Source organism: Lewinellaceae bacterium (assembly GCA_020636135.1).
GTDB lineage: Bacteria > Bacteroidota > Bacteroidia > Chitinophagales > Saprospiraceae > JAGQXC01.
Genome location: JACJYK010000002.1, coordinates 587,304 through 605,441, shown reverse-complemented (window position 1 = coordinate 605,441; position 18,138 = coordinate 587,304). Strand labels below are relative to the sequence as shown.

Genomic DNA, 18,138 nt, shown 5'->3' with positions numbered 1-18,138 from the left:
CACCCTTCAATCCGCCGGGGAATCCCGTATCCACTCCATCGCTTAACTTTTATTGAATATCTTTGCGCTGGACCAGACTTGAACCCAAATGGCTCAAATCGTCGCCATCGTAGGCAGACCAAACGTAGGAAAATCAACTTTATACAACCGCCTGATCGGAGAGCAGGAGGCCATCATTGACGACATCAGCGGCGTCACCCGGGATCGCAAATACGGTTCCTGTGAGTGGAACGGCAAGACCTTTACCGTGATCGACACCGGTGGCTTTGTCCATGGGTCGGATGATGTCTTTGAAAAAGCCATCCGCAACCAGGTCAAGATCGCCATTGATGAGGCCAACATCATCCTGTTTATGGTTGATGTGACCACTGGCATCACCGACCTGGATGAAGAGGTTGCCCGTATGCTGCGCAAGACCGATAAGGATGTGTTCGTGATTGTAAACAAGGCTGACAATCCAAACCGGCTTTTAGCCGCCAATGAATTCTACAGTCTGGGGTTCGAGAATACCTTTTTCCTCTCAGCCATCTCCGGATCGGGTACCGGTGAGATCCTGGATGCCATCGCCGAGCGCATTGAATTTCAGGAAGAAACTGAGGAAGAAGAAACACTTCCCCGCTTTGCCATCATTGGTCAACCCAATGTGGGTAAATCTTCACTGACGAATGCCCTGCTTGGCTTCGAGCGCAATATTGTTACCGAAATCGCCGGTACCACCCGTGACTCCATCCACTCGCATTACAACCAATTCGGCAAAGAATTCCTGCTGATCGATACGGCCGGTCTGCGCAAGAAGGGCAAGGTGCACGAGGACCTGGAGTTTTATTCCGTGATCCGGGCCATCCGCGCCGTTGAGGAAGCGGATGTGTGCCTTTTGATGATCGATGCGGAGACCGGGATCGAAGCCCAGGATATGCAGATCTTTCAGCTCGCCGTAAGAAGACGGAAAGGGGTGGTCATCCTGGTCAATAAATGGGATCTCGTCGAGAAAGAAACCAATACCGCAAAAGAAGTGGAGGACCGCATCAAGCAAAAGCTGGCGCCCTTCAATGACGTGCCGGTAGTCTTTATATCAGCCACAGAAAAAACCCGCATTTTCAAAGCCATCGAAGTCGCTATGGATGTGTACGAGCGACGCAATCAAAAGATCCGCACACCGGAACTGAACACCTGGCTGGAGGAAGTCACCACGGCGCATCCGCCTCCTTCCCACCGGGGAAAATTTGTCAAGATCAAATACGGCAACCAATTGCCTCTAGCCTACCCCGCATTCGCCTTTTTTTGCAATTACCCGGCTGCCGTGAAAGGTTCGTATAAGAATTACCTGGAAAATCAACTGCGCAAACGGTACAACTTTACCGGCGTCCCGGTTGCCATCTATTTCCGCGAAAAATAGGGCTATGCAAGTCATCGAAACCGATATTCCCGGTGTATTGATCCTGGAGCCACGGGTCTTCGCAGATCATCGCGGCTATTTCTTCGAAAGCTACAACCGTCAGACACTGGATCATCAGGGACTGCAATTCGACTTTTGCCAGGACAACGAAGCACAGTCCGAATATGGTGTCTTACGAGGATTGCACTACCAGATCGGAGAAGCGTCCCAAACCAAGCTGGTGCGGGTCATCCAGGGGGAGGTGCTGGATGTGGCCGTAGATATCAGGCCCGGATCATCCACTTACGGCAGGCACGTTGCAGTGCGGCTGAGCGCTGAAAACAAACGCCAGCTGCTGGTCCCCAAAGGCTTTGCCCATGGCTATGTGGTTCTGAGTGAAACCGCCATTTTCAGCTATAAATGCGATGCCTTTTATTCGAGACAAGCCGAAGGGGGTATTCATTACGGGGATCCGGAATTAAACATAGACTGGTTGGTTCCGGAAGATAAAATCACCTTATCCGAAAAGGATCAGATCCTGCCGCCTTTTGGAAAACACCGCTATGCCTAGACCACGGGTAATGATACTGGGCGCCGGCGGCCAGGTTGGACGTGAGTTCCGCTATCTCCATGAACTACAGGCATGGAATTGGGAACCCCACTTCTTTAACCGTTCCGAACTGGACCTCAGCCATACCGAAGAATTAGAGAAGACGATCCGCGATCTGGCACCGCAGGTCATCATCAATGCTGCAGCCTATACGGCGGTGGATCGCGCGGAATCCGAGCCGGAGCTAGCCTTTCTCATCAATGCCGAAGCTCCCGGACAATTAGCAGGGATCTGTGCGGCAAAGGACATTTTTCTGATCCACTTTTCGACCGATTACGTCTACCACAATGGTCTGAACCAACCTTTGCGTGAAGAGGACCCGCTACAGCCGCATAGTGTCTATGCCCGGAGTAAACTGGCCGGTGAACAGGCAATCAGTAAGATATTGCCGGAGAGTCTGATCTTCCGGACCTCCTGGGTTTATTCTGCCTTTGGACATAACTTTGTAAAAACCATGCTCCGGTTGGGTAAAGAGCGGCGTGAACTGCGTGTTGTCGATGACCAGATCGGGAGCCCTACCTGGGCCCGGGACCTCGCACAAGCTGTGCTGCAAATCCTGGAGGAAAATCCGGGTGATTTATCAAAATATTCCGGTATCTACAATTACAGCAATGAAGGCGTGTGCAGCTGGTATGAATTTGCCAAAGCCATCTTCCGGGAAGCGCACCTCGATGTTGTTGTACACCCAATCCCGACATCCGAATATCCGACTCCGGCTGTGCGACCACCTTATTCGGTGCTGGATAAGACTAGATTTAAGGAGACGTTTCAACTGCCAATACCTTCCTGGGAAGAAAGCCTGAAAGGTTGCCTAAAGGAAATTTCAGGTATCCATTAAGGCTTGCCATCCTTGACAACCACTCCTATGTCAGCGCCACCTTTTCCTGACGTGCAAACCCCGGAAAGTTGCCGGCATTTTTCAATGACGCGGATGACACAGGATGAGCAATCACCTGCACAATCGCAGAACATGGCGCATTCTCCGACCCATCGGGTAGGGTCCGTCTTTTCAATCGGAATGATGACCGACTGCAAGGTGCCATTCTGCATATATGTTCTCACCACGGCACGGTATTGATGCCCTTCTTCGTCAGCAGTGGTCTCTGTCCTGGCCTGGTCGACAATGATTTCCTGACGGTTCAGCATGGCTACGATGTAGGCTCCTAACTGTCCACCGTTATTGAGTTGATAAGCCTGGTCTTCTAACCATACCTGATCAGCAGAATCCGAAATTACCCCGCGATTAGAACAGGCCAAACAGGATACGATCACCAAAAGCATTAACACCATTCTCATGAGTAAAAAGTTTTCGGGTGCATGGAAATATTGAGTATCTACAATTAATATAGGAAGTTTTCACTGTTAATTCAATAGACCCAGCACGGTGCTCCTTTATCGCAAATTATTCCAATGACATTAAATGACCAATTACAATCCGTTTTTAACCATTTATAGTTTGTCATCATAAATGTGAATTGATTTCAAGCAATTAAAATACATTTCCATTTTATCATCGATCAATGCAGGTCGGAATGACCAAAATCATCCGTTAGCGGATAATCGAGAATGTATCCAGATTATATTGCCATGTAAGCCTGAACCCCTCCCATACCGCATCCAGTCTACTTTTTCTGTATTTTTGCACCGAGAAACTTTGGGATAGAACATGAATGAACTGGAAACACGCTATGCGGAAGCGCTACCCGGCAAATATTACCTGACTAGGGATCTGGAAAGCCTCGAAATCTACCTGCGGGAACACTTCTTCCTGGACCCCAGGGAATTGGTATTGAAGGCTGAAAAACCAGGAGAAGGGAACATGAATTATGTTCTGCGCATCACCACCAACATCCGTTCATTCATCATCAAGCAGGCGCGGCCCTGGGTCGAAAAATATCCCTCGATATCAGCCCCTGTCGAACGTAATGCCGTCGAAGCCCGCTATTTTAAACTCACCCAGAAATTCCGCCAGCTGTCGTCATTTTCACCGGATTTATTATTCGAGGATAATGCGAATAATATTCTGATCCTGTCAGATCTGGGTCCGGCCAGCGATTACAGTTTTCTGTACCAATCCGGAACTCTGTCCGGCACAGAAGTGCAGGCATTGGTCCACTATCTGAAAACTCTGCACCAGGTCCAGGAGTCTTCCTATCCCTGGAATCAAAGTATGCGGGTACTTAATCACGAACACATCTTCCGGTTTCCATTTGATCCGAAAAATCATTTCGACCTGGATGCCATCCAACCAGGACTACAGGCCCTGGCTGACCCGGTAAAACACCATCAGGATTTGAAAGAAAAAATCCAGGCTCTTGGACAGATCTATCTGACTGAAGGAGAAATCCTGATCCATGGTGATTTTTTCCCGGGAAGCTGGCTGAAAACAGACAGCGGTATCCGTATCATCGACCCGGAATTTAGTTTTAGGGGCTTTGCAGAATTTGACCTCGGAGTTCTGATAGCGCATCTGCTGTTGTCCGGGCAGCCGGTTCGCCACAGGGATGCGATCCTTGAGAACTGCCAGAAACAGCGCAATCTGGATGAACAGCTCATCGCCGGGTTCTGCGGTACGGAAGTCCTGCGCCGGTTGCTGGGAGTTGCCCAGTTGCCCTTGCGATGGAGCATCCAGGAAAAAGCATCCCTTATTCAGACAGCAATACGATCCATTCTACAGGGCACCTTAAATGCCAATTGATGAAAGTATATTTCTGGTCCATTGTCTTCGTGATCCTCGCAATTGCCGGTTGTCGTCCGGTAGAATCAAAAGCTCCTTTGTTTGAACCCATCCCGGATACGATATCCATGGTCAACCTGCCCTATTCGTCCATGACTTCCGATCAGCTCTACGATAAAGTCCTGGGAGCCCTGGTCGGTTCAGCCATCGGGGATGCCATGGGAGCCCCGACCGAAATGTGGTCGCGGGATCAGATCCGCACCGAATATGGTTTTGTCGATTCGTTGGATGACATGGTGCGTGAGCCTTCCCCGGAAGGTACGTGGGCCTTCAATCTTCCTGCCGGCGGCACCACCGATGATACGCGCTGGAAAATTTTAATGGCGGATTATTTTCTGGATAAGCCCGGTGAATTTTACGCATCGCAAGGTCCGGAACCGGTGCATTTCGCACAATATCTTGTCGATCAGTACACCAAAGAATTATCCGGGCTCAGGGAGACTAAAAGCTTTGATCCGGCACCCATCGAAAGTCAGATGCGACGGATCAGTTGGCTTCAGGAATGGGCACAGGTAGCCAAACCTTATGCGGACCATGATTGGCAGGGTTATGAGGAGAACCTGCACCGCTTCTATGGAGGGGAAATGGTCTGCGCCGGCATGCTGTATGCACCCATGGTAGGTGCCTTATATCCCGGTGCTCCGGAACAAGCATATCAGGCAGCCTATAAGCTGGCCCTCTTTGATCTGGGATATGCCCGTGACATCACTGGACTGACTGCTGCCATGGTCGCGGCAGCCATGGCAGAGCAATCTACCCCCACGAAGATCCTACGGACATTGCGGGATATCGACCCGCATCATTATTTTGCCAGCCGTCTGGTCGGCCGCAGCAGTTACCGCATTTACCGGGAAGCGCTGGGTATTGCAGATCAGGTGAAAGCATTGCCTGTTGAAGAACGGTGGAAGCAGGCCTTTGCCAGCCTGGATCGCCTGAAAGAGGATTTTCCGTTCCATGCCGGTGAAATTCACCTCATCAATCTTACCGCTATGCTGGTTTGTGACTTTGATTTCCGCCAATCACTGGAATTTGTCATCAATTATGGTCGTGACAATGATACCGTAGGTGCGGTCACCGGTGCCATACTCGGCGCCTTTGCAGGTTTCCATAAAATCCCCGGCGATCTGGCCGATCAGGTGATCCGGACCAACCGCAGCAAACTTGGTATCGACCTGGAACACTGGGCGCATGAGATTACGAACACCATGCTTCTGGCCGGGGCAGTCAGGAACCAGTGATCGTCAACCATCTTCATGTAAAAAAGCTACCGGATTGCGACGGGTAGTCCGGTAACTCACCACCCACACCAACAGCAACAAAATGCTCATGGTTAACGCCAGGGTAAGCAGGTAAACCCAGGGGCTGATACTGGTACGGTAGGCAAAATGGTTCAGCCACTGCCGTCCTACATACCAGCTGACCGGCATGCCCAGGAAGACCGCCAGCCCCAGAAGCATCATATATTCCCGGCTGATCATACCATACAGTTGAACCTGTCGGGCACCGATCACACGTCGAATGGCCAATTCTTTCTGGCGGCGCTGGAGGGTATAGATCAGCAGGCTCACCGATCCTAAAAAGCTGATAACCAGGGTCAGAATCGCCAATAATCCCAGCAGTATGATCTGGAGCCGGTCCTCCCGGTAAAGACGTTCAAACAGGTCATCGAGGAAATGGAACTCCAGGGCATAAGGAAATAAATCATTCCAGGTGGACTCAATTGCACTGATGGTCTGATCCAACTGGTCGGGCCGGATCTTTACGAGGAAAGTCTTCAGCCAGATCGGTTCGACCACGATAACCAGAGGGTCGATTTTATTGCGCAGCGATTCCTGGTGGTAATCCCGGATCACACCCGTGATGGGGCCATAGGCCAGGTCAAAGCCGCCGATGGAAAAATTAATCTCCCGGCCCAGGGCATCTGTTGCATCTTTGATCCCCAGTTGGCGCATCGCAGTCTCATTGATTACATAATAACGTCTCTTTTCAGCCAGGTACCTGGCGGGGGTAAGTTCGGCATTAAACTCCGGATATGGGTCCAGAGGACCTCGCATCAAGTGGTCGTCACCGGCCAGAAATTGCATATCCATCATCTGGAAAAAAGAACCGTCGACAATCTGGATATCCATGTGCGGCGCCTGGTCCGGCTCCTGATTGGTCCCCTTCAGCATCACCGGTCCGCTATCCCTGATCTCTTCTGATGGCACCTGCATACAGGCACTCACTCCCAGGACTCCGGGTAGCCCAAGAAGCCGGTCCCGGTACACGCTGTATTTCCCAACCACTGCATCCGGCAGATTGGAAATGGCCAGAACCTGTTCCGGTTGCAATCCCAGTTGGGTATGCCGGATAAACTGGTACTGACGGTAAGCGATCAGGGTGGTGGCCACCAGGATGGTGGCTGCGCTGAACTGGATGGTGATCAAGACTTTCCGAAGATTAAACTTACCTGGTTGCGTTGGCTTTAAACCGTGCCGGATAGCCTGAATGACGGGGACAGATTGGGATAATACGACAGGCAATAAAGATGTCAATAATGCGGTCACCAGTATCAATCCGGAGAGAAAAGACAGTAAGATCACTGGGGGTGCCAGTTGGTAATATCCGGTCATCCGGTTCAGTTCCGGCTCAAGAATAGTGGCCACTGCCCATGCCAGCAGCCCACAGATGGCCGTCTGCAGCAAGATGCTCAGAAATCGTTGCCACATCAGTTGCCCCCCGCTGGCACCCAGAACCTTGCGGACTCCGGTTTCCCTGATCCGGGACAACGTCATGGCCAGGTTAAAATTGGAAAAGTTGACCATCAGGATCAGCCAGATAAACAGACCCACCGACCAGAAAATACTGAGGTAGATGCTCGAACCGTTGGGAACAATTTCTCGGGCCAGATGGGATTGCAGATGAATAGTACGCAAAGGCTGAAAAACAAACTCCTCTTTATGGGTTGCATCCTTTTCCACATGACTGGAGACAAAGTCTGCCATCTTGGCTTCCACTTGCTGAATCGAAGCATGTTCTGCCAATAAGATATAAACGTAAGCCCAGCCGGACCGCTCTTCCGGATTATCAAATGATAAAAACTCCGTGACTGGCAAGTGCGTATTGGCCGGCAGGTCCTGCATGATTCCGGTGACCGTATAGTCAATCTCTTCTGGATTCCAGTCACCTGAAACCTGGATTTGTTTACCCAGCGCATCCACCGTGCCGAAATAGCGCAAAGCTTCCTGTGCCGTAAGCACTACCGAATGGGGATTCACCAGGGCGGTTGCCGGATCACCGGCCAGGAAAGGAAAGGTAAACACCTGAAATACCTCCGCATCGGTCACGTAAGCATGGGCCGGCTTAAAGCGCTTGTCTCCTACCCGGACATATTTTTGCTCCTGATTCTGGAAGCGGATCAATTTTTCCACTTCCGGTATCTCATCCGGTAATGCATTGATGTAATCCACCGGTATGCGGGCCCATTGGGAAGTGAACACAGGCGATTTTGTCAGGTAGGTAGGTCTGAAAATGCGTGCCCGGTTCTGGTGAAAATATTCAAACGTATACGATTGATACAAATAACTGAACAGCAATAAAAGCGCACTGAAAGCCAGCGCTGTGCCCGCCAGATTTAATCCATGCAATAACGCATGCTGCTTAAATTTCCGCCAGGAATAAGCCATAAAATTGGTGCCGGCATATGGTGACTGAAGCACGGTATTTCCATTTAATGAATGACAAAATACGATGAATCCCGTATCAAATAACGGAGCTCAGGATTGATCCCCGGGACACAGGGTACCTACCGGTGTTGATTCACTGGAGTAAGATATTACCGTAAAGGGTTCCAGTGACCAGAAGATGATCAAATGCACCGGTTGGGTGAGGAACTGGCCTCAATGCTGGATAAAACGAGGCTTATGATCGTTTTACAACAGGATAAAGAAAACGGACGTGAGCCGGTCCTGACCATTGAAAATCCCGGTTTATGAGTATTGTACCGGTGCTGCGAATCAGGCATATTTAAGGCCTTTTGAAACCATTTTTTTTATCTTTGAATAGCTGGAAAGCTAAGATTTAGTTTGTTTTCACCTATTTGTACCTATGAAATGGACCACACTTTGGGCATCCCTAATGGTATTCCTATGCATTGCTACAGGATTAACTGCCCAGACCACACCAGTTCGCATTGACGTGCAGGCTACCAACGAGTCACTACCGGATATCTTTGTTAAGATTGAGGCACAAGCTCCGGTACACTTTTATTACAAATTGGCAGACCTGCCTGATCAGTCCTACAGCCGTGAGCTGAGTGGTGTCACAGTCGAAGAGGCGCTCAATGATCTGCTGGGAAACACCCTCCTCGGTTTCCTGGAGTATCGCGGCGATTCATACATCATCATGCCCAAGACCGTCATTAATGAAAATTATTCCATCAACTATTACCAGGCTTTGCAAGACTTACAACAAAAAGCACTGGATGAGGAAAATAAGGAAAACCAACTGCAACTTGGTGTGGCCAGCTCGATAAACCCTTCCGGTAAAGCACGATTTCAAGGTATAATCAATGATGCAGAAACCAATGAGCCGATCATTGGCGCCACCGTGAAACTGGAAGATCTGGGTACCGGTACGGCCACAGAGGTAGACGGATCCTTTGATCTGGAGGTACCGGTAGGCAATCACATCCTGGTGATCCAATACATCGGTTACGACGAATACAAGGCGTCACTCACAGTGTACAATTCCGGAGAACTGACCATCAATATGGCTAAATCTGCCATCCAGCTGGATGAAGTCACCGTACGGGCCCAGGCTGCCGACGCCAGTGTGGCTGAAGTGCAGGTGGGAATCGCCCGGCTCGATGTTAAAAATATAGAACGGGTGCCAACCATCATGGGGGAAGCCGATGTGATCAAAAACCTGCTGTTGTTTCCTGGAGTAACGTCCGTAGGAGAGGGTACCCTGGGCTTTAATGTACGAGGAGGAGATGTCGATCAAAACCTGATCGTCCAGGATGAAGGTTTCCTGTTTAATTCATCCCATGCGTTGGGCTTTTTCTCGACATTCAACAGTAATCTGATCAGCAGTGTCGAGCTGTACAAGGGTAACATGCCTGCAACGTATGGCGGCCGCATCGCTTCGGTCCTCGATGTGACCATGCGCGACGGAAGCATGGAACAATTTAAGGGTAAGGCCAGCATAGGTCCGATATCTTCCCGCCTGAGCCTCGAAACACCAATTGTAAAAGACAAAATTTCGATCCTCGCCGGGATTCGTTCCTCTTACGTCAACTGGTTGCTGAAAACCATCAAGCAGCCCAATATCCACAACACCACCACTTTCTTTTACGATGGTAATGTGCGGCTGACGGCTAAAATCGGAGCGCGCAACACCCTCATCGCTTCTGCTTATGGCACCCAGGACGAATTCTTCTACAACAATGAATTTGGTTTTGACTACGGTACCAAGATGGGCCAGGTGATCTTCAGATCCATCCTCAGTGATAAGGTATTCACCAAACTGGCCTATGTCAACAGCGACTATTACAGCTCACAGTTTGATCTGGGAGGACTGGACGGCGCAGAACTGACCAATCGAATTGCCTATCAAAAAGGCAGGGCACAGGTATCTTACGTAGCTAACCGCCAGCTGCAGATCGATGCCGGTCTGGAAAGCATACTGTATAAGGTTGACCCGAGTACGCGTGCACCCTACGGCGATGAATCTGAGATCGTGTCGAAAAAACTGGAGCCAGAAAAAGGATTGGAATCTGCCGTATTCGTTAATGGTGAATGGTCCGCAACGCCAAATATCCTGATATCCGGTGGATTGCGATTTGCTTACTACAACTTCCTTGGACCCAAGACAGTCTTCGAATACTCCGATCCGGAGCACCCCAGTTTATTAAGCCTGGTGGACTCCACGTACTACAGCGGAGGCAGCATTGTGGATTATACCAGCCTGGAGCCCCGTCTTTCTTTCCGGTTGAAAGTCAGCGAAGCCAGCTCCGTCAAAGCCGGCTACAGCCGCACCGGACAATTTATCAATCAGATATTTAACTCGGACTCCCCTACCCCCAACAGCCAGTGGCAGCTGAGCACCACCTACATCAAACCGGTGCGTTCTCATAATGTCTCCCTGGGATACTTCCATAATTTCAAGAACAACGCCTGGGAAACATCCCTGGAGGTCTATGGCCGCTTTGTGGATCAGCTCTTTGATTACAAAGACTTCGCCGAATTGAATACCAATGCGCACCTGGAAACCGAGATCCTGAATGGTGTCGGCCGGGCTTACGGCGCTGAGGTCAGTATTAAAAAGAACCGCGGTGAGTGGAACGGCTGGTTGAGCTACACCTATTCCAAGTCACTGCGGCAGATCGACGGCATCAATAAAGGGAACTGGTACCCCAGTAATTTCGACAAGCCACATGACGCAACCCTGGTCCTGAACTACCAGCCGAACCAGCGGAATACCTTTACCTTCAACTTCAACTACGGCACCGGCAGACCTAATAATGCACCGATCGGGATTTACAAACTGCCTGACGGACAGGTCGTACAGGTCTATTCCGAACGCAACCAGTACCGGATTCCGGACTACCACCGGCTGGATGTTTCGTATACCATCGGTCAGGGTTACCGCAAGGACCGCCGCGTACGTACGAGCTGGACGCTAAGCATCTACAATGTCTACGCACGGAAGAATGCCTTTTCGGTCTATTTCTCCCGTGGAGCCTTTGTCCGTCCGACCGCCAACAGGCTGTCCATTCTAGGTACCGCATTACCGGCTGTAAGCGTAAATATCGAATGGCTGTAATCGAAATAAAGTCCAAACCATGTCAAATAACGCATGCAAATGAAACCTTTCAATAGATACCGGCTCTTTTTTGCCGCAGGGATTGCCCTTTTAGCCAGCAGCTTTTTGACGTGTGTGGATTCCATCGATTTCAAGCCAAAAAGTGATGTGATCAGCAGCCTGACCGTCAACGGCAAACTGGTGTATAGCAACCCATCCTTCGTCACCGTGACTGCGGGCCGTATCATTGATTATACACCGACTCCCACGGAAGGATTGGATTTGAAAGATGTCCTGCTCTATGATGAAGCGGGCCATGAAGTCTCCATACCAGCAGTTGGTATCGGCAAATATGCCCTCACCATTCCCCAAAATTTTCCAGGCATTCAGATCGAACGAGGCAAATCCTATGGGATCCGTCTGGAGACGAAGGGAGGAAAGCAATACGAATCAACACTGGAACCGCTGTTGCCGGTGCCTGAACCCATCTCCCTGACCTATGAATCCATGATAAAACATGTGATAGACCCCTCCGGATCGGAATACGATGTACCCTATCTGAACTTTTACTTGAAGACCAATATTTTGGAACCTTCCTCCAGCAGGCCTTCAATTCTGCACCTCGCTATGGAACAAACAACCGAATTTCAGGACACTGCCCATCATACCTGCTACCGGACTCAGCCAATAAATGATAACAATATAAGGCTGATCAACGGATATGAATTCACCACCGATCAGGTCGAAATATTTGTGTACGAAACACCCCCCCATTCTGGATTCAGCGGAGATTCCTACATCCACGTGATCCAGGAGTCGCTGCCTGAAAATGCCTATTCGTTTTATCAATCCATTCAAAAGGTGATTGCACGTAACGGGAATATGTTTGAAGACCCTGTCGGCAAGGTGCGGAGTAACATAAGCAATGTAGATGACCCTGAAGAAGATATTTTTGGTTTTTTCTATGCTACCGAAGCGGACACCATACGGGTCTTTGTGGATCCAATGGATCTTCCGCCGGGAATCACCCCTTATTGCATCGGGTCAGGCCAAAATGGGGATTCCTATATATACTATTGTCAGGATTGCAGGATCGACCCGGCTTCCACTACTGTTAAACCTTATTACTGGCATCCATGAACCCGCTTAACACCAGTCAACGCTGTCAAGGGTTCGTAACAATAACCATTCTTGCGAGCCTGGTTTCCTGCGTGGAACCCATCGATTTTCACCCGAAAAGCGATGTGATCAGCAGCCTGACCGTAAGTGGCAAACTGGTGTACAGCAACCCATCCACCATAACGATTGCGGCCAGCCGGGTACTTGATTACAACCCTACACCCACGGACGGGGTGGATTTAAAAACCGTTTACCTGTTTGATGAGCAGGGAAATGAAGTGGAGATCCCTGAGACAGGCATCAGCAAATACGCCAAAACCCTGCTCTCCAATGATCCTGACCTGCAGATAAGGCCAGGCAAGTCCTACGGGATCCGGCTGGAAACCAATAATGGCAAGGTTTACATGTCTTCTCTTGAAGACATCAAGCCTGTACCTGCTCCCACCGGATTAACCTATGAAGCTTCCACCAGGAGTGTTCTTGATCCTGCAGGATATTTTTTCAGTGTGCCCTACATCAACTTTTACCTGAACACCAACATTTTAAATCCCACCTCCGGAGAACCGGCATTCCTGCATTGGCAAATCGAACTAACCAGCAAATTCAATGACGCCAAAGCACACATTTGTTACCGGACACAGTCTATCAATGACAATGCGATCCGGATCCTGAATGCTTACGAATACAAAACGGATCAGGCCAGCATTCCCATCTATGAATCATCCCTCTATTCATCCTATGCTCATGGATCCTATCTCCACGTCATTCAGGAGTCCATATCTGCAGAAGCGTACGAATACTGGAAATCGATCCGTACCATACTGGCACGCAGTGGCAACATGTTTGAAATTCCTGCCGGCAAGGTCCGCAGCAACATCAGGAATATCGATGACCCCGAAGAAGATGTATTCGGATTTTTCTACGCCACTGAGACGGATACCATCCGGGTTTATATTGACCCTGCAAGTTTTGATCCGATAAGTCCCTATTGTGCTTCATCGGGACAGAATAGCAGTTGTATCAGCTATTGTTGTGACTGCAGCAAGGACCAAAGTTCTACGACAACTAAACCTTACTACTGGAAAGAATGAAAACAAACCTGAAATTTCCTTTACTACTCTTTTTGATGACCTGGATGCTATCGATGCAGTGCGTGGATTCCATCGACTTGAATATTGCCAGTGACGTGATCAGCAATCTAGTCGTCAATGGTAAACTGGTCAAAGGCAACCCGTCCATTGTCACCATTACCGCTGGCCGTGTGGTGGATTACGATCCTACCCCTACGGAACCCCTGGATCTGAAAAGTGTTGAACTCTTCAATAGTGATGGAGAGAATATTGCACTGGAGGCGGGAGGAATCGGCCGCTACGAATTGAAGATCCCGGCTAATCATCCCTTCTTCCACGTAGAAGCCGGAAAAGGATACGGCATTCGCCTCATCCGCAAAAACGGGGATGTATACGAATCCGAGCTCGACACCATGGAAACACCACCGGTGCAGACAAAAATGTCGCTGGCACTTGAAACACGTGAGCTGTTCTTCAAGGACGGTTCGAAAAGTTTTCAGGATTATGTGCTTTTTGATACGCACACACCTACTACGGATCCGAAAACCAGACGTCCGGTACGCCTGCGGTGGGATGTCATCCACACGTCCGCATTTTCGGACGACAATGGGAGTGTCTGTTATCTTGAGACCTTTATCAATGATAATCGCGTCCGCATCCTTGATGGAACGGCAATAAAAACCCTGGAAGCTGATTACCGCATCTATGAACCGGCAGTCTCCAACCAATTCGCCGAAGGTGCATACATTACCTCCATCCAGGAAGTGCTTTCCCCCGCGGCTTATGATTATTGGGCAAATCTGAGCACAGTAAATAACCGTACCGGCAATATGTTCGAACAGCCGGTAGGCAAACTACGCAGTAATATCCACCGGGTGGACGATCCCCAGGAAGACGTATTTGGCTTCTTTTATGCTACGCAGCAGGATACACTCCGCAGGTATATTGATCCGGATGAGGTGGGAAATCCGCTGACCCGCTGCCCGTTTATTCCTGCCGGACCTATCCAGGATCCGTGTCCTCAATCCTGTTGTGATTGTACTCGAGACCCTAAATCCTTAGATAACAAACCACGCTACTGGAATAAATGAAACCTATGAAATTCATTTTAACGCTTTACTTGAAAAAGATGAATGCAACCTATAAAACGCTATTGAGCCTGGTTCTGAGCACTTTTCTGGTGTTCGTTGCTGATGCTCAACAGAACATTTTGCTCCATACTGACAAAGCATTTTATGTGTCTGGCGAAAAGATCTGGTACAGTCTGTATCTGCCTCAGGAACTACAGGATAAGTCCTATGTCCTGAAAGTGTTCGCAGTCAATGCCAAAGGTGAAATTATGGATGATTATTACCTGCGTTCTGAAGGACAATCCATGGTCGGCGGCTATTATGCCATACCATTTGATGCCACCACAGGTCCGGTCCGCCTGGCATTTTATGCTGTAAATAATTTTTCGATAGATCTTATTCCGTTGATCACGGCTTCATTTCCGGTTTACAATGACCTTGAGAAACTGGATGTCACGAAGATCAAGCTGCAGGACCTGAAGGGCGAACCGGCAGAATTGTCATCCCAAAACCTAACGGTCAGCGTAAGTTCAACCGCTACAGCACCTCATCCCGGAGATCAAATACCCCTCCACATTGAAATCAAAGACTCCTATGGCCGTCCGCTGGATGGTGACCTTTCCATTTCGGTATTCGACCCTAATCAGATTCCCCATACCGATCTCCGGTTCTCGAACATCCATCAGGCGGCTTTACCGCAGGATGCCCCCTTGCGGGATGCAGCGACAGACATCTTACTGCAGGGCGAATTGCAATTGAGCAGCGGGCGTATGATCTCTACGGTGGAGGCACTGGGCGCATTCGCGCGTCCTTTGAACTCGTTCTATTATGCGACACCGGGAACTTCCGGATTGTTTTCCATCGCCGTTCCTGATTATTACAACTCCATGTCCTTCCAGTTCATCGGGCATCCTTACGATAACAAGAAGAATTTTCATGTCGTATTCAATGATCCGGTATTTATTCCGGATTCCATTCCATTGCCCTACTCTGAAGCGATCCTTTCCTATCTGGATCAATCCCGCGAACGGAAAAAAATCGCTCAGTATTTTGGACTCTTTGATCCGGCGCCGGACACTTTGCCCAAACCGGAAGCCAATGTCCTGAAACCGGATTACACCTACAAAGTGAAAGACTACCAGGCTTTCGCCACGATCGGGGCTTTTTTCAAAGAAATCACTACCTCACTGACCTTCAAACAAAGTGGCAAGACCTATGTCGCCAGCTTGTACAACCCCGGGGTTAGTGTCTATGCCTGGGAACAATTACGAGGTGATCCCCTGTTCATCATCGATGGCAAAGTAACGCGCGATGCAGATTTTATTGCACGATTTAACCTCGAGCCTGTCCAGACGGTAGAGCTGTTTTATGTGGCCAGAAGCCTGCGCCAAATGTTCAATCTGATGGGTAACAACGGTGTGGTCTACATCCACACCAATCTGCCGGATATAACCCTTCCCAAGGATGACGAGGAAGACGTTTTTAATGTCTCCGGACTGTTACCCCATAATTCCTTCATTCCACCTGCAATCCCCGATCAGGTAACGCCTGAGCTTGGACCAGTCGCGTACTGGAATCCCCAGCTTTCGGTTACCGGCGGCAAACTCGACACCACTTATCAACACTCCGACGAGCGGGGTGACTATGTGATTCAGGTGGTGGTACGCAGCAAGGATGGAGGTATCGGCGTCGGTGAGATGAAGCTGAATGTGACGTATTGAGGTGTTGACGTATCAGGTATTTACGTGCGTACAACAAACAACTAACAACTAACAACTAACAGCTTACATCCTCCTTGGTAATCTCTGTACCTTAGTGGTTAATCTTGCAGCTGGCAGAAGCTGTCATCACCTGGTCCCTTGCGGCGCCTTACTCACGAAAGGCTCATAAGGATAGGTATCCGGCGTAACGACCACGCCCGTAGTCACCTTGAGGGGTAAATTCTCGAACGCGGCAAACGTTAATTCCACAAAGAAAGCGCTGTAACCCTTTTGGGGTGCTTCCACCCGGATGTTGTATTTACCGTCGGGTCGCAGTGGTATCGCCGTAGGCTGATACGCCCGTCCAATGCTATCCACCTGAAAATTCCGGTCCCGGGGATTATGGGCGGACCATAACGTCAAGGACACGGGCTCCTGTCCTGGTACCGTTTCGATATGGATAGTGCCCTGATCGACCGACCAGGTGAATTGCGGTCTGGGTTGCTCTTCAACGATCATACGGTAATAGGCCATCAATGTAGACCATGCATCGGTCTCGCGCATGGAATGCTCCGAGTTTGGTACGTACCGTAAATATTTTTCTCCGGGCAGGCTGTCCCAGTAAAATCGCCACGAGTCGGGCAAAAAGAACTGATCTCCGGTGGCATTGATGAGTAGTTTGGGAATGATGCGCTCATGACGCAGGGAATAAGGTTCGGTCAATGCAAGCATCCGGGCATATTCGCGCGATCCCTGCCACTCCATGATCCCTTCCTGGTCATAATTGCCGACTGCCGGGGCCCAGCGGCCATACACCTGCCAGTGGTGCTGAAAGGAAGGCTGTAGATTGAGCAGGTCGATCACGATGGGAACAATGGCCACCACCCGGTCATCGGTCATGGCGGTAGTCCACGTCGTCCAGCCACGCTTGGAAGCTCCGGCCACCACAAATTTTTGAACCGGTTTATTCAGGCTCCGGCTGAAGGCCTGGATGGCATCCATGGCCCTTACAGCTGCCGTGGTCATCGGCATCCGTGCCAGCCAACGGATATCCTCATCCCTGGCACCGCCTTCCAGAAATTTACGCCATCCGTAAGCGATCAGTTCATCCTCTACCCGCGGACCAAAGGTATCACCCACAAATTGTACCGGCTGGTTGGGCACATTGCGCAGGTCCGCCACGATGGAATGACTGTTCAGGGCCATCGCAACGAATCCTTCCCCGGCTCCATCAGGCTGCTTCTCTTCACGGGTACCTCCATCAATGAAAAGCATCGCGGTAGAACTCTGCAAACTGTCCGGTACCACCACAGGGATCCAGTGCCACCAGGTGGGGTCTTTGACTTCAGCTTCTGTCAGCCACTGCTGGGATACCAGCCTCAGCACATAGGTGGTCTGTCCCTCACCCTGTATGGTGTCCACCACCTCCCAGGAGGCAGAATCGTGTTCTACAATGTATTCTCGGAGAGAGTGGATAAGTGCAGGGGAAGCAGCCTCTTGCGGTACTTGCCGGCAAGCGGGTATCACAAACAAGGCGAGCGCGAACCCGGTAGATAAAAGCTGAAAAGTAAATCGTTGCATGGTCATGAATTGGTCTTTAAAAATAGGGTATTCTGTCCGTTTGGTAACCTATTGCTTGCCACCAAACTCACCTGGCACATTATCAAATTCAAC

The 18,138-nt window shown here is 49.9% G+C and carries 13 protein-coding genes; 10 read left to right on the top strand and 3 right to left on the bottom strand.

What is annotated here, in order from left to right:
* Positions 1-88 precede the first annotated feature (88 nt).
* Genes der through rfbD form a run of 3 tightly spaced genes read left to right on the top strand, consistent with a single transcriptional unit; the run spans position 89 to position 2,823 of the window.
* Positions 89-1,396, top strand: coding sequence for a ribosome biogenesis GTPase Der (gene der, locus H6570_17575; protein ID MCB9321098.1), 1,308 nt, complete (start codon positions 89-91; stop codon positions 1,394-1,396).
* A 4-nt stretch (positions 1,397-1,400) separates the two neighbouring features.
* Complete coding sequence (rfbC, locus tag H6570_17570; protein ID MCB9321097.1) at positions 1,401-1,946, top strand: dTDP-4-dehydrorhamnose 3,5-epimerase; 546 nt, start codon at positions 1,401-1,403, stop codon at positions 1,944-1,946.
* Positions 1,939-2,823 carry a dTDP-4-dehydrorhamnose reductase gene (gene rfbD / locus H6570_17565; protein ID MCB9321096.1) on the top strand — a complete coding sequence of 295 codons (885 nt, stop codon included), beginning with the start codon at positions 1,939-1,941 and terminating at the stop codon, positions 2,821-2,823. The genes rfbC and rfbD overlap by 8 nt, the downstream gene beginning before the upstream one ends.
* Here the strand turns inward: rfbD and H6570_17560 are convergent.
* Positions 2,820-3,281 (bottom strand): hypothetical protein, encoded by a 462-nt coding sequence (locus H6570_17560; GenBank protein ID MCB9321095.1) that lies wholly within the window; start codon positions 3,279-3,281, stop codon positions 2,820-2,822. The two genes, rfbD and H6570_17560, sit on opposite strands and share 4 nt — an antisense overlap.
* A gap of 370 nt (positions 3,282-3,651) precedes the next feature.
* Between H6570_17560 and H6570_17555 the strand changes: the two genes are divergently transcribed.
* Together H6570_17555 and H6570_17550 are read left to right on the top strand one after the other, a co-directional pair.
* Entirely contained in the window at positions 3,652-4,683 is a 1,032-nt protein-coding gene (locus tag H6570_17555; GenBank protein MCB9321094.1) for a phosphotransferase, read from the top strand.
* The gene (locus H6570_17550; GenBank protein ID MCB9321093.1) at positions 4,683-5,960 is read left to right on the top strand and encodes an ADP-ribosylglycohydrolase family protein; all 1,278 of its coding nucleotides are present in this window, start codon (positions 4,683-4,685) and stop codon (positions 5,958-5,960) included. The genes H6570_17555 and H6570_17550 overlap by 1 nt, the downstream gene beginning before the upstream one ends.
* Before the next feature lie 3 nt (positions 5,961-5,963).
* Here H6570_17550 and H6570_17545 read toward each other — a convergent pair whose 3' ends face one another.
* Positions 5,964-8,420: an ABC transporter permease gene (locus H6570_17545; GenBank protein MCB9321092.1), complete on the bottom strand. Its 2,457-nt coding sequence runs from the start codon at positions 8,418-8,420 to the stop codon at positions 5,964-5,966.
* 388 nt (positions 8,421-8,808) lie between these two features.
* Here H6570_17545 and H6570_17540 point away from each other — a divergent pair, with 388 nt between their 5' ends.
* From H6570_17540 to H6570_17520, 5 genes are read left to right on the top strand one after another with little or no spacing between them, the layout of a single operon-like run.
* Positions 8,809-11,526, top strand: coding sequence for a TonB-dependent receptor (locus H6570_17540; GenBank protein MCB9321091.1), 2,718 nt, complete (start codon positions 8,809-8,811; stop codon positions 11,524-11,526).
* Positions 11,527-11,565: 39 nt separating this feature from the next.
* Positions 11,566-12,645, top strand: coding sequence for a DUF4249 family protein (locus H6570_17535; GenBank protein ID MCB9321090.1), 1,080 nt, complete (start codon positions 11,566-11,568; stop codon positions 12,643-12,645).
* Positions 12,642-13,715, top strand: a complete 1,074-nt coding sequence (locus tag H6570_17530; protein MCB9321089.1) for a DUF4249 family protein — start codon at positions 12,642-12,644, stop codon at positions 13,713-13,715. Before H6570_17535 ends, H6570_17530 begins: the two co-directional genes overlap by 4 nt.
* Complete coding sequence (locus H6570_17525) at positions 13,712-14,785, top strand: DUF4249 family protein (GenBank protein ID MCB9321088.1); 1,074 nt, start codon at positions 13,712-13,714, stop codon at positions 14,783-14,785. Before H6570_17530 ends, H6570_17525 begins: the two co-directional genes overlap by 4 nt.
* Positions 14,786-14,790: 5 nt before the next feature.
* Positions 14,791-16,485, top strand: coding sequence for a hypothetical protein (locus H6570_17520; protein ID MCB9321087.1), 1,695 nt, complete (start codon positions 14,791-14,793; stop codon positions 16,483-16,485).
* Between the two features lie 126 nt (positions 16,486-16,611).
* Here H6570_17520 and H6570_17515 read toward each other — a convergent pair whose 3' ends face one another.
* Positions 16,612-18,045, bottom strand: a complete 1,434-nt coding sequence (locus tag H6570_17515) for a PhoPQ-activated pathogenicity-like protein PqaA type (GenBank protein ID MCB9321086.1) — start codon at positions 18,043-18,045, stop codon at positions 16,612-16,614.
* Positions 18,046-18,138: the final 93 nt, after the last annotated feature.

Coding starts and splice junctions, on each gene's coding strand:
- der (MCB9321098.1), top strand. CDS start 89: ATGGCTCAAATCGTCGCCATCGTAGGCAGACCAAACGTAGGAAAATCA.
- rfbC (MCB9321097.1), top strand. CDS start 1,401: ATGCAAGTCATCGAAACCGATATTCCCGGTGTATTGATCCTGGAGCCA.
- rfbD (MCB9321096.1), top strand. CDS start 1,939: ATGCCTAGACCACGGGTAATGATACTGGGCGCCGGCGGCCAGGTTGGA.
- H6570_17560 (MCB9321095.1), bottom strand. CDS start 3,281: ATGAGAATGGTGTTAATGCTTTTGGTGATCGTATCCTGTTTGGCCTGT.
- H6570_17555 (MCB9321094.1), top strand. CDS start 3,652: ATGAATGAACTGGAAACACGCTATGCGGAAGCGCTACCCGGCAAATAT.
- H6570_17550 (MCB9321093.1), top strand. CDS start 4,683: ATGAAAGTATATTTCTGGTCCATTGTCTTCGTGATCCTCGCAATTGCC.
- H6570_17540 (MCB9321091.1), top strand. CDS start 8,809: ATGAAATGGACCACACTTTGGGCATCCCTAATGGTATTCCTATGCATT.
- H6570_17535 (MCB9321090.1), top strand. CDS start 11,566: ATGAAACCTTTCAATAGATACCGGCTCTTTTTTGCCGCAGGGATTGCC.
- H6570_17530 (MCB9321089.1), top strand. CDS start 12,642: ATGAACCCGCTTAACACCAGTCAACGCTGTCAAGGGTTCGTAACAATA.
- H6570_17525 (MCB9321088.1), top strand. CDS start 13,712: ATGAAAACAAACCTGAAATTTCCTTTACTACTCTTTTTGATGACCTGG.
- H6570_17520 (MCB9321087.1), top strand. CDS start 14,791: ATGAAATTCATTTTAACGCTTTACTTGAAAAAGATGAATGCAACCTAT.
- H6570_17515 (MCB9321086.1), bottom strand. CDS start 18,045: ATGCAACGATTTACTTTTCAGCTTTTATCTACCGGGTTCGCGCTCGCC.